This window comes from Bradyrhizobium diazoefficiens (genome assembly GCF_016612535.1).
Classification (GTDB): domain Bacteria; phylum Pseudomonadota; class Alphaproteobacteria; order Rhizobiales; family Xanthobacteraceae; genus Bradyrhizobium; species Bradyrhizobium diazoefficiens_C.
Map to the genome: position 1 here is coordinate 2,942,785 of NZ_JAENXS010000002.1, position 11,446 is coordinate 2,954,230.

The following is an 11,446-nucleotide window of genomic DNA, read 5'->3' on the forward strand; positions in this document are numbered from 1 at the left end:
ATCGCATTCGCACCCGGTGGAAGCCAATTCGGTGATCTGCGCGATATTTGATCGAGGTCAGCGCATCAACTCCGGCCATCTCTAGATATTCAGGCTGGTTTGTTCGCCCGGCTTTCGATCTCAGCACACCGTTGCATGAGCGCTCCAAAGGTCTGTGGTTCGTCCAGCAAAAGCCCATCTTCGACCATGTGTTGATAGTCCCGTTCCAGAACGGCTCGCGTTTCGCCTTTCGGGACGAGCCTCAACGCACCATTGACTACCTTGTGATAGTCAATCGTCGTACCGGCACGGTCCTTTTCGGAGAAGAACCATGTTTTATGCTCTGCCACGGTTTCAGCCAGCTTTCGGTCTTTCAATGCAGCGTCCGCGATCCCCGCATCATCGAGCCTCACGAGATCGTACCAGTGGCGAGCAAAACGCTCGCCTCGCAATTTGCCCTGGACGCAAAAAACATGGATCGCGGTCGCCTTCTCCCAGAAGGTGCGCTCCGCTTTCATGGTTTTCGGCCTGGCAGTAGGAAAATCGAGAGTTTCAAGATACTGGGCGGCGTCGCAAACCACGTCATGAAGCGCGCTCGGCTCACCTGTGGATCTTGCGCCGAATTCAAGCATGACGGCGGAGCTCACATAGCCGTTGCCTGTCTCCAACGGAGCGTATCTGACGAAGATTTTGTCACCGTCGGCTTCCGCCTTTGCAGTCAGGTTGTCGTTTTCCAGATTCTGATTGATAACGGCAAGCGCCTCTTGTTTCACCCAGACTGGAAGTCGCTCTCGGACCTGGTCGCTCCATTTTTTGCCCTGACTGCGAGTCTGGGGGACGGGGTTGCTCTCGCCTGTTTTCACGAGATCAGGGGCTATTGCCCGAATATCGTAGGTAAGGTCGACGTCTTCTGAGAAGCGGCGAATTGCGCCATACACTTTGGAAAGGGACGTTCCGCCCTTGAAAACGAGGTGCTCTCCCAGTGGAGACGAAAAAAGTGCGTTCAAGCACCAAACAACCCAGACGTCTTTCTCAAGAAGGTGCGCGGGGCGTCCTGAATTGGAGTCAGATAGATTTAAGAACTTGTCAGACACGCAGTTCGCTTACCGGTTTGGCAAGCCAAGTCGGCAACGAAGAAGCCACGGACTTAAGTTCACTCACTTCGGTTGGAGTCAGTTTCTGACTGACGGACCGCAATGCACGTTCTGCCGTCTGGGGACCGACCCATGCAAGCGCACGCACCACCTCACCTGCACGACGATTGGCCAGGGTAAGCTGCCAACGTGGCGCATGCTTGAACTGGACAACTTGCTTGCCGAGGTGGAGTTCGCGCGAAGGACCGGAGGTCAGATAAACCTGACGAACAGGTACCTGCGTTGTCAAACCAAGGTGGTTGGCCGCCGCCGCGCCGCTGGAGACGATGGTTTCACCGCTACGTGCATTGGCCTCCTCAACGACCTTTTCCACCGACGGAGCTCTAACCCCGAAACGGCTTTCGACCGGACGCAGATATACCCCTCGCCTCGCGCGCAGGAGTTTTCCTCGCTCGGCAAGACGCGAAAGGGCCTGATCGACGGCAGCACGCTTTCCAAGGTGCAAAAAGGCCTTGGCAGCAATGGGTGCGCCTTCGGGCAGTTCTTTGGTGAATTCCAAAATCCGGTTGCCTAGGGGGGGCATGGCTCTCACTCCAGTTGTCAGAAACATAGGAGAACTTCTGACACCCTACAAGCGTGAGGTTTAAAAAAAGTTCCAAAGCAGCTTCAAACACTTGCCGAATTAGGTCCGATTCGGTGCTTTTGAGGATTTCCAAAAGGGGCTCTTTCGAGGCTGCTCCCACACCTCGGATACCGCTAGAGGGGTCAACGCCGGACCCGCTTTCCAGGGTCATTCGCTGACAGCCTTTCAGCGTTTGTCGTACGCGTGCGGAAGCCCGAGCCCGACAAGCCCCTTAAGCATCCAGGATGGCCGGTCATCGCCCCTTCAAGAAGACTGCCCGTTTTCGATCCGCGACGACTTCAAGTTCAGAACGCAAAAACAAGCAAACGCGGTCGACGCCGTCGCTTATCTGCCCGCCCCATTTGACGGCCAAGACATTTGACGCGTACGTATTTTTTGTGGGAGACGATGGAATCCCTCTGTTATCGTCGATTCCACCATCGACCGAACCCATGAAGACGTAGATGCAATCCTTGCTGCCGCCTGCGACGGAGGCGACGTCGGTGAGCTGCCAGCCATCCGTAGCTTCGCCCAATTGTCGACGACGCGGTACCGATGCTCGGCCGAGCCGAGAATGGCTGCCACTTCGTCTTCCCGTCATTGCGCGCCTGCGGCGCGTGACCGCTCAGGCGAAGGTGCAGCCCTTGGACTCCAGCACCTTGCCGATGCCGGAGAGTTCGAGGATGTTACCGCCGGCCTTGAGTGCCTTCATGATGCCGGCCTCCTTCTCCTCGCGCGCCGCCGACTTGACGCAAACGTCGGCAATGTTCTCCTTGGGCACGATCACCACACCGTCGTCGTCGGCACTGACGATATCGCCGGGACGAACCGTAATCCCGCCGATGACGATTGGCTGATTGATGGTGCCAAGCGTCTCTTTAACAGTGCCCTTCATGCAGAGGCCGTAGGAGAAGACGCTGAAGCCGGTGTCGCGCACCGCAAGGCCATCGCGAACGCCGGCATCAGTGACCAGCCCGACGATGCCCTTGGCGACGCAGGCCGTCGCCAGCACCTCGCCAAAGCCGCCCTGCTCGGGATGATCGCCCGCGCTCACCACGAGCACGTCGCCCGGCTTGGCCAGCGAAATCGCCGTGATCAACATCATGTTGTCCCCTGGATGGCAACTCACCGTCAGCGCCGGTCCGCAGGCGCGCATCCCGGAATAGATCGGCTTGATGCGGGAAATCAGCGCACCCAATCGCCCCTGCGCCTCGTGAAGGGTGGACGGAGGAAACTTCTTGATGCGCTCGACAAGCTCGGCGGCGGGCCGATCGAATGTCCTGATCACATGCACCATGATAACCTCCTTGCGGTCGCGGTCTCTGTTACACCTCCATAACCAACTGCCTTGGGGCAGCAAATTCAGATTTTGGGATTGCCGCATCGTGTTTCGTTATGGCTCGTCCTTCGGCCGGTCCAAAGGCGACGTTGAGCCCCCCGTGGCGATGGTCGCCGGGGCGAGATGGAGATCCGGCGGCCCCCAGGTCTTGACGATGATCTCAAGCAATATCTTGTAGACGGCGAATGCGGCATCGGACAACGCAGCGCTATCTGAAATGCACAGCGACATCTGTTGCCAGGCCGACGGCGCATTGATCCGCCGAATGCAGAGTTCGTCGACGTTCGGCAGTTCCTTTGCGATCGAGATGGGCAGCACTGCCGCCCCTACTCCGGCTGCAATCGCCGAAGATAGAGTCGATTGGGAATGGATCTCGGCAACGATGCGCGGGCGGAGTCCCACCTCGGCGCAGACGCGCTCGACCGTTTGTCGCAGGAAGGATTCCCGATAGGGAAGAAGCAGGTCGAATTGCGCGACCTCCGTCGCCGATACTTCCTCTGCAGGCATCTGCTCCGGATACATGCTGCGGGGCACGACAAGATAAAAGTACTCGCGCATCAGCGGCTTGTAGTCGAGACCGGTCACCGGGCGTTCGCCGTAGAGGACAGCCATATCCATGCTCCCCTTCAGGATCATCTCGCTGAGCATGACCCCGGAGCTGTCGTAGATGTGCGGCACGATGCCGGGATAGCGTTCACGCACCTGCATCAGTAGCGGGGTCGCGAGCAACGCCGCCGAGCTGAGCGGGGCCAGACCGATTGTGACATTGCCGGTTAGTTCCGGCTTGCTGTCCAGAATGGTGCGCCTGGCCTCTTCGATCTGCCGCTGGATCGACTTGGCATAGCGGTAGAGGATTCGTCCTGCTTCGGTGGGCTTGACCCCGCGGGCACTGCGATCGAGCAGCTTGCACTTGAAGTCCGCCTCCAGGCTCGCGATATGCTGACTCAGCGCCGGCTGCGCGACATTCAGCACCTTGGCCGCGCTCGTCATGCTGCCGAGATCCACAACCTTGATGAAGGCCTCCAAACGTTTCGTATCCAATACGGCGTCTCCGGATATCCAGATAAGGAGCAATGCAGCAGCAATAGGCTGAAGCTATGGGATCAGAAGGAATTGTTCTTACCACCGGGAACCTGAGGGGCCTATAGCTAGTGCTGAACTCGTCCTCCGCTCGCGTTACAGCCGACGCCACCAGCGGGTCGGACGGTAGCAGAGGAGCCCTCGCGGATGGGATTTTCGGATTATCGAACGGCCTTGGTGACGGGCGCGTCCTCTGGGATTGGGGCCGCGACGGTTCGGCGCCTGAGCGCGGAAGGGCTCCAGGTTCACGCCGTGGCCCGCGACGCCGCTCGCTTGAGCGCCTTGGCCGCGGAGACCGGATGCCAGCCCTGCGCCGTCGATATCAGCGATCTCGACGCGCTTGATGCGCTTGCGAAGTCGGCCGAGTTCGATGTCCTCATCAACAATGCCGGCCAGTCCCGGCGCGGCAACATCCTGGATACCAGGCCGGAGGATATTGACGCGCTCATCGACGTTAATCTGCGCGCGGTCCTGCACCTGACGCGCCTCGTCGTGCGGGGCATGGCAAGTCGCGACCGCGGCCATATCGTCAACATCTCTTCGATTGCCGGCCATTACGCCTTCGCCGGCGGCAATACCGTGTATCACGCCACAAAAGCCGGCATTCACTCCCTGTCGCAGCAATTGCGCGTTGATCTCTACGGAACCAGGGTTCGCGTCACCGAGATATCGCCGGCACGGGTCGAGACCGAAGTGTTCGGACGGCTGCTGGGCGATCTGGCTGAAGCCAAGCGCCGCTTCTTCGATGATTATGATGCTCTCCAGCCCGAAGATATCGCCAATTCGATCGCATTTGCGATTGGATCGCCGGCGCGCATGAACGTAGCCTTCATGGAGGTCCTGCCGACCCAGCAAGTCGTCGGCGGCCTCAATTTCGCGCAGAAGAGCAGGCCGCCGGCTGAGTAATGCGTGACGCCCGAGCGCGATAGGCCGTCAACGCGGAGCGTGACCGTGGATTTCGCCAAGATCGAACAACTCGTGGATCTGGTTGCCCGCTCCTCCATCGCGGAGCTGGATCTGACGCAAGACGGAACCCGCATCCGCATCCTCAAGCGCCCGGCTGCGGAAGCGCCGCCGGCCCCGGCTCGTCCTGCCGGCGGAAGCGATCCGCAAACTCCCTCCGCCAATCATGCGCCCGGCGGCCCCGCCGATATCGTCGTCTCCGCGCCGATGCACGGCGTGTTCTACCGGTCTGCAGCGCCGGACGAGCCCCCGCTGGTCGAGGTCGGCGCGAGGATCGAGGCCGGGCAAAAGATATGCACGATCGAAGCGATGAAGGCCTTCATCGATATCGCCGCCGAGACGTCCGGTGTCGTGCTTGCGATCTTTGCCGAGAATGGTGACGAGATCGCAGCGGGGCAAGCGCTGTTCCGGATCGGTCCTGCGGGTTCATCCTGATGTTCGACAAGGTCCTGATCGCCAACCGCGGCGAGATCGCGCTCCGTATCCAGCGCGCCTGTCGGGCCATGGGTCTCAAGACGGTCGTCATTCACTCGGAAGCAGACAGCGACGCCCGCTATGTCGCGCTCGCCGATCAGGCGCTCTGCATCGGACCGGCTCCGGCGCACAGCACCTATCTCAACGTGGCGGCGATCCTGCTCGCGGCCGAGGTCAGCGGCGCCCAGGCGATCCACCCAGGATACGGGTTTCTCTCGGAAAGCGCGGAGTTCGCCGATCGGGTCGCGCGCGCCAGTCTCACCTTCATCGGCCCTCCCGCGGAATGCATCCGGACCATGGGCGACAAGGTTGCCGCCAAGCGCGCGATGCGGCTGGCGGGTGTGCCTTGCGTACCCGGCCCGGACAGCGCCCTGCCGGATGATCCGGCGGAGGTGCGCGCGATCGCGCGGGACATCGGATATCCCGTGATCATCAAGGCCGCCGGCGGTGGCGGCGGCCGCGGCATGCGGATCGTGCGCAAGGAAGAGGCGCTGGACGAGGCGCTTGCGCTGACGCGCGCGGAAGCCGGCAAGGCCTTCGGAAACGCTGCGGTCTATATCGAGAAATTCCTCGAGAAGCCGCGCCATATCGAGATTCAGGTGCTGTGCGATCAGCACGACAACCATCTCTGGCTCGGCGACCGCGACTGCTCGCTCCAGCGCAGGAACCAGAAGGTCGTCGAGGAAGCTCCCGCGCCGGGCATCGATCGCGCCCTGATCCAGCAGGTCGGCGCGAGCTGCGTCGAAGCCTGCCGGCGGATCGGCTATCGCGGCGCCGGCACGTTCGAGTTCCTCTACGAGAACGGGCAGTTCTTCTTCATCGAGATGAACACGCGCGTCCAGGTGGAGCATCCCGTCACCGAGATGACGACGGGTATCGACATCGTCAAGGAACAGATTCGAATTGCGCGTGGCGAGCACCTCGGGATCGCGCAAGGCGACATCGCGCCTGTCGGCCATGCCGTCGAATTCCGCATCAATGCCGAAGACCCCGCCACCTTCACGCCCTCGCCCGGCACGGTGACGCGCTGGGACGTGCCCGGCGGCATCGGCATTCGCGTCGACTCCCATATCACGGCGGGCGCCGCCGTACCGCGTCACTATGACTCCCTGGTCGGCAAGCTGATCGCCCATGGCAGCACCCGCGACGAGGCCCTGGCCCGCGCGCGCGTCGCCTTGTCCGAACTGCGCGCCGAAGGCATCCGGACCAACGTGCCCTTGCACCAGGCGATCCTTTCGGACCCGACGTTCTGCCGTGGCGGCTTCGATATCCACCATCTCGAACACTGGATGAATGCGAAGGTGGCCGCACAATGACGGTGCCCGACCGGCCGCGGATCAGCCTGCTCGGCACATCGGCTCTCCTGTTCGAGGCCCCCGGGGCGTTCGACCTGCCGCACCAGCGACGCATCTGGGCACTGGCCGCCACGGCATCGAAATGGCCTGACATTCGCGAAGCCGTTCCAGGCATCACCAACCTGATGCTGACCTTCGCAACGCCTCCTCGCCAACTCGACGCCCTGATCGCCGCTCTCAACGACGGCTGGGAGACGGCGGAAGGCCTCGCCATTGGCGGCCGCGAGATCACGCTGCCGGTCACCTATGGCGGGGAGATCGGATCGCAGCTCCAGTCCGTCGCCGATCATTGCAGCCTGTCCATCGATGACGTCGTGGCCATCCATGCCGCGCCGCTCTACACGGTGTTCGCACTGGGTAGCCATCCCGGCTATTGCTACCTCGGCGGCATGGATCCGCGCATCACTATGCCGCGACGACAGACACCGCTGCAACGCTCCGCTGGCGGCTCGGTTTCGATCGGCGGGTCGCAGACCGGCGTCTCCGCCTCTCCCGGCCCCAGCGGCTGGCACGCTATCGGACACACGAGCTGGACTTTCTTCGACCCATCCTGGCCGACACCAGCCGCGCTCGTGCCGGGCGATACGATCCGTTTCGAGATCGAGCGGGTGATCCGTTGATCGAGATCCTGTCAGTCACGGGTCCGGCCAGCATCCAGGATCTCGGGCGCTTCGACCAGTACCGCTTCGGGGTTGGCACCTCGGGTGCGATGGACGATGTCGCGCTGCGCGCCGGCAACATCCTGCTCGGCAATGACGAGAATGCCGCCGCCGTCGAAATCCCGATGATGCCGTTCAGGCTCCGCTTCGATCGGAACACGGCTTTTGCGCTCACCGGCGCCGCCGTCGAGGCCGAGATCGCAGGACGCGCCATTCCGCCGTGGTGGCGCTCGTACGCGCGCGCCGGAGATATTCTGAACATCAAGGCGATGTCTCACGGCGCACGAAGCTATCTGGCCGTCAGCGGCGGCATCGACGTGCCGATGGTGATGGGCTCGCGCAGCACACAGTTTCGCGGCGAGTTCGGCGGCTTGCACGGACGGCCGCTGCAGGTGGGCGACATCCTGCCCTGCGCTGCGTCCGCTGCGGCCATTGGCGAGCTCGGGATCGAGCCCGCCGGCATCACGCTGGCACGGCCGAACGCTGCTGCGGACGAGACCATCGTCAGGGTCATCGTTGCCGGTGAATATGAGGCGTTCGACGCCACGGCGCAGGACTTGTTCTGGTCCAGCAGCTGGACGATCACGCCTCAAAGCAATCGCTATGGTTACCGCCTGCAAGGCCCCGCGGTGCAGCCGAAAGCGTCGCTCGAAAAGCGCTCGCACGGCATCGTTCCGGGTGTCATCCAGATTCCCCCCAACGGGCAGCCCATCATTCAGATGCGAGACGCGCAGACATCCGGCGGCTATCCGAAGATCGCGACCGTCATCGGGGCCGACCTGTGGCGCGTCGGGCAGGCGCGGCTCGGCGGTAAGCTGCGGTTCGAACAGACCGCCTACACCGATGCTCTTGCAGCCGAACGCGAGATGTCGGCCTATCTCGACCGGCTGCGGGCCAATATGCGTCTTATCGAGGAGGCCCGAACATGCCGATAGAGACAACCGATATCGCGCGCCTGGTGCAGATCCTCGAAAACTCCGGCGTCGACTCGATCGAGATCGAGGAGCCGGGACTGACCCTGAAGCTCGTTGTGGACACAAGGCTCCGCACGGCAGCCTCTGCATCGCCTGCGGCCGCAACCGCCCCTGCCGCCGATCATTTCGTCATGGCGAAAGCCGATGTCGCGGGACATTTCCGTGCGGCCCATCCCTGGCACGACAAGCCGTTCGTCGCGCCCGGCCAGCGCATCGAGGCGGGCGCGACGCTCGGCCTGGTGAAGATCGGGCTATTGTATGCACCCGTCCTTGCGCCCACCGCGGGCATCGTCGATGCCGTGATTGCGGAAACCGGCGCCATGGTCGGCTACGGCACTCCGATCGTGCGCATCCTTCCGCTCGCGCCAGGCAACCCGCTCAATTGAGCAGTACGGTTGCAGGCGTGACTTCGCCGCCGCCCCGTTCGATCACACGGCGAACCGTGCGGGCGAGATCGACCGATCCAGGCGTGTCGCTGTGGATCAGGATCGAGCGAGCCTCGATCTTGATCGACTTGCCCTCGATGGTCTTCACCGTTCCGCTGTCCAGGAACCGCTTGACCCGCTCAGCTACCGCTTCCTGCGAGGTGATGACGGAATTGGGAAGCTTGCGTGACACCAGATGGGCGTTCTCGTCATAGGCCCGATCGGCCAGGAACAACGTCAAGACGCGCAAGCCGACCTCGCGCGCGGCGCGCACGATCTCGGCGTCGGGCTGCGAGAACACGATGAAATCGCGGTTGATGGTCGCGATGGCGCGCGCGACGACATCAGCCATGCCGGGGTCCGCATTGACCATATTGCCCATCGCGGCATGGAAGCTGACATGGGTCACGCGGTGGCCGGCATTGGCCGCGATCGCCTGCAAGGCGCCGATCTGATAGACCATATGCTTCTCGAGTTCGGCGGCATCCATCTGGATCACGCGGCGGCCAAATCCGAGCAGGTCGGGCAGGCCCGGATGGGCACCGACCTCAACTCCCTTCTGCTTTGCCAAGCGGACCATGCGATCCATGATCATGGGATCCCCGGCGTGGAAGCCGCACGCCACGTTGGCGGACGAGACGATGCCCATCAGCGCCTCGTCATCGCAGATGCGATAATTGCCGAAGCCCTCGCCCATGTCCGAATTGATGCCGACTTTCATGTTCGCACCCTGCTCTTGTTCTCGTTGACGTTCACTCAAAGCTGTCGATAAAGATCCGCGACAGCCCGCAAGCTGGCGAGATAGTCATTGACGGGGGCCATGGCCGCGACTGCCTCCTGGTAGCTCACATCCCTGAAGGCGACGAATGATCCTGGCGCCGCCTGGCCCAGGCGCCAGAGATCGGCCTGAATCACGGCCGCCATCTTGGGATAGCCGCCGGCCGTGTTGGCGTCGCTCATCTGGATGATCGGCTCGCCGGCCGGCGGCACCTGCACGACGCCGGCCACGACGCCATGCGAGCGCATCTCGATCGGTGCGTCCAATGTCAACTTGTCTCCAGTGAGGCGGTATCCGCCGCGGTCGCTCCGGGCGCTGACCTTCCACGCAGTGGACCAGAACCTCGCCTGCATCGCCTCTGAAAACAGATCATATTCACCGGCCCGCATGACACGTATCCGCAGCACGCCGTCATCTCGCGGGCCGGCGCCTGGGATCGCGACGTCCGGCGGCGCGGCGCCGAAGTCGAAACGGCGGGCAGCCTCTTGCGGTGGCTTGCCGACCGGAATGACGTCGCCCGTCTGCAAGCTTCGCCCCTCGAGCCCGCCGAAGCCGGCGCGCAGATGCGTGCTGCGCGAACCCAGCACCCACGGAACGTCGAGGCCGCCGCCGAACGTCGCGTAGACGCGCGCACCGCGGCGCGGCGTTCCGATCGCGAGAATGTCGCCAGCCCTCGCCCGCTTGCACCACCACGGGCGCATGGATGATCCGGCCAGCGTCGAAACGTGATCGGCGCCCGTGAGCGCAAATGTCATGTCCTCCTGGAAACGCAGGCGGAACGGGAATGTCTGGATCTCGATGCCGGCCGCACCGTCCTCATTGCCGAGCAGCGCATTTCCGGCCGCGAGTGCGACGGGATCCATGGCGCCGGACGTGCTCACACCGATGCCGCGCGCACCATGCCGGCCGAGATCCTGGATCGTATTGAAGGCGGGGCTGGCGAGGATCTCGATCATAGCTCGATCCGATCGATCCTGAATCTGACACGGTCCCCCGGCAGCATGAGAGACGGTTGCTCGCGCTGCGGATCGAACATGGCGACAGAGGCCCAGCCGATCGCGTTCCATCCATTGGGGCTCGACAGCGCCGCGACGCCGGTCTGCATCCCGCCGATGGTCACCGAACCCGCGCGCATGTTGAGCGAGGGCACCGATTTGCGCGGCATGTGGATGCGCGGATCGAGGCCATGGAGATAACCGAACCCCGGCGAGCTCGCGACGGCGCAGACCGTGTAATCGCCCTCGCTATGAATTCTGATCACCTCGCGCGCGGGCAGTCCGGTGTGCTTCGCGACCGCCGGCAAGTCGAAGCCAAGCTCGCCACCATAGACCACAGGAATTTCAATGACCTTGCCGTCGGCCTTGCGGCCGGGCAAGCGATGCCACAGCTCGACGATCGAAGCGGCGAGCATGTCGATATCAGCAGGCGGCTGCTCGAATACCAGCATCACATTGGTGACGCCGATGACGGCTTCCTGGACGTTCGGCCAGGACGACGCAGCATCCGCGAGCGCCCAGATGCGTCCCTGTTGAATTAGGTCAAACTCACCCGGCGCCTCAACCAGCATCGCAAGCGTGCCGATCAGGCTGATCTTCGGGCTTTTCTCGATCGCGCCGACAAGGGGAGCGCTGGGCTGATTAATCGACAAAAGGGCCTCATTGGTCCAGCGCCTGCGGCGCCGCCGTCTCCATTTCTAACCAAACA

The 11,446-nt window shown here is 62.8% G+C and carries 13 protein-coding genes; 6 read left to right on the forward strand and 7 right to left on the reverse strand.

Annotation, left to right across the window (positions count from 1 at the left end):
- Positions 1-89: 89 nt before the first annotated feature.
- From JJE66_RS30565 to JJE66_RS30580, 4 genes are all read right to left on the reverse strand, one after another.
- Positions 90-1,073: a nucleotidyl transferase AbiEii/AbiGii toxin family protein gene (locus tag JJE66_RS30565; RefSeq protein WP_200518273.1), complete on the reverse strand. Its 984-nt coding sequence runs from the start codon at positions 1,071-1,073 to the stop codon at positions 90-92.
- Entirely contained in the window at positions 1,066-1,656 is a 591-nt protein-coding gene (locus tag JJE66_RS30570; RefSeq protein WP_200518274.1) for a DUF6088 family protein, read from the reverse strand. The genes JJE66_RS30565 and JJE66_RS30570 overlap by 8 nt, the downstream gene beginning before the upstream one ends.
- 664 nt (positions 1,657-2,320) lie before the next feature.
- Complete coding sequence (locus JJE66_RS30575; RefSeq protein ID WP_200518275.1) at positions 2,321-2,992, reverse strand: 4-carboxy-4-hydroxy-2-oxoadipate aldolase/oxaloacetate decarboxylase; 672 nt, start codon at positions 2,990-2,992, stop codon at positions 2,321-2,323.
- A 96-nt stretch (positions 2,993-3,088) separates the two neighbouring features.
- The gene (locus JJE66_RS30580) at positions 3,089-4,075 is read right to left on the reverse strand and encodes a LysR substrate-binding domain-containing protein (protein ID WP_200518276.1); all 987 of its coding nucleotides are present in this window, start codon (positions 4,073-4,075) and stop codon (positions 3,089-3,091) included.
- Positions 4,076-4,261: 186 nt separating this feature from the next.
- Between JJE66_RS30580 and JJE66_RS30585 the strand changes: the two genes are divergently transcribed.
- From JJE66_RS30585 to JJE66_RS30610, 6 genes are read left to right on the forward strand one after another with little or no spacing between them, the layout of a single operon-like run.
- Positions 4,262-5,020, forward strand: coding sequence for an SDR family oxidoreductase (locus JJE66_RS30585; protein ID WP_200518277.1), 759 nt, complete (start codon positions 4,262-4,264; stop codon positions 5,018-5,020).
- Between the two features lie 45 nt (positions 5,021-5,065).
- Entirely contained in the window at positions 5,066-5,512 is a 447-nt protein-coding gene (locus JJE66_RS38750; protein ID WP_200518278.1) for an acetyl-CoA carboxylase biotin carboxyl carrier protein subunit, read from the forward strand.
- Complete coding sequence (accC, locus tag JJE66_RS30595) at positions 5,512-6,867, forward strand: acetyl-CoA carboxylase biotin carboxylase subunit (protein WP_200518279.1); 1,356 nt, start codon at positions 5,512-5,514, stop codon at positions 6,865-6,867. Before JJE66_RS38750 ends, accC begins: the two co-directional genes overlap by 1 nt.
- Complete coding sequence (gene pxpB, locus JJE66_RS30600) at positions 6,864-7,526, forward strand: 5-oxoprolinase subunit PxpB (RefSeq protein ID WP_200518281.1); 663 nt, start codon at positions 6,864-6,866, stop codon at positions 7,524-7,526. The genes accC and pxpB (JJE66_RS30600) overlap by 4 nt, the downstream gene beginning before the upstream one ends.
- A complete protein-coding gene (locus JJE66_RS30605; RefSeq protein ID WP_200518282.1) occupies positions 7,523-8,500 on the forward strand; it encodes a biotin-dependent carboxyltransferase family protein in 978 nt (325 codons plus the stop codon). The genes pxpB (JJE66_RS30600) and JJE66_RS30605 overlap by 4 nt, the downstream gene beginning before the upstream one ends.
- Positions 8,491-8,925, forward strand: coding sequence for an acetyl-CoA carboxylase biotin carboxyl carrier protein subunit (locus JJE66_RS30610; protein WP_200518284.1), 435 nt, complete (start codon positions 8,491-8,493; stop codon positions 8,923-8,925). The genes JJE66_RS30605 and JJE66_RS30610 overlap by 10 nt, the downstream gene beginning before the upstream one ends.
- On the opposite strand, the gene JJE66_RS30615 is transcribed toward JJE66_RS30610, so the two are convergent.
- The 3 genes from JJE66_RS30615 to pxpB (JJE66_RS30625) are packed head-to-tail and all read right to left on the reverse strand — an operon-like array spanning position 8,918 to position 11,390.
- Entirely contained in the window at positions 8,918-9,685 is a 768-nt protein-coding gene (locus JJE66_RS30615) for a LamB/YcsF family protein (protein WP_200518286.1), read from the reverse strand. The two genes, JJE66_RS30610 and JJE66_RS30615, sit on opposite strands and share 8 nt — an antisense overlap.
- Positions 9,686-9,720: 35 nt before the next feature.
- Positions 9,721-10,698, reverse strand: coding sequence for a biotin-dependent carboxyltransferase family protein (locus JJE66_RS30620; RefSeq protein WP_200518288.1), 978 nt, complete (start codon positions 10,696-10,698; stop codon positions 9,721-9,723).
- The gene (pxpB, locus tag JJE66_RS30625) at positions 10,695-11,390 is read right to left on the reverse strand and encodes a 5-oxoprolinase subunit PxpB (protein ID WP_200518297.1); all 696 of its coding nucleotides are present in this window, start codon (positions 11,388-11,390) and stop codon (positions 10,695-10,697) included. Before pxpB (JJE66_RS30625) ends, JJE66_RS30620 begins: the two co-directional genes overlap by 4 nt.
- Positions 11,391-11,446: the final 56 nt, after the last annotated feature.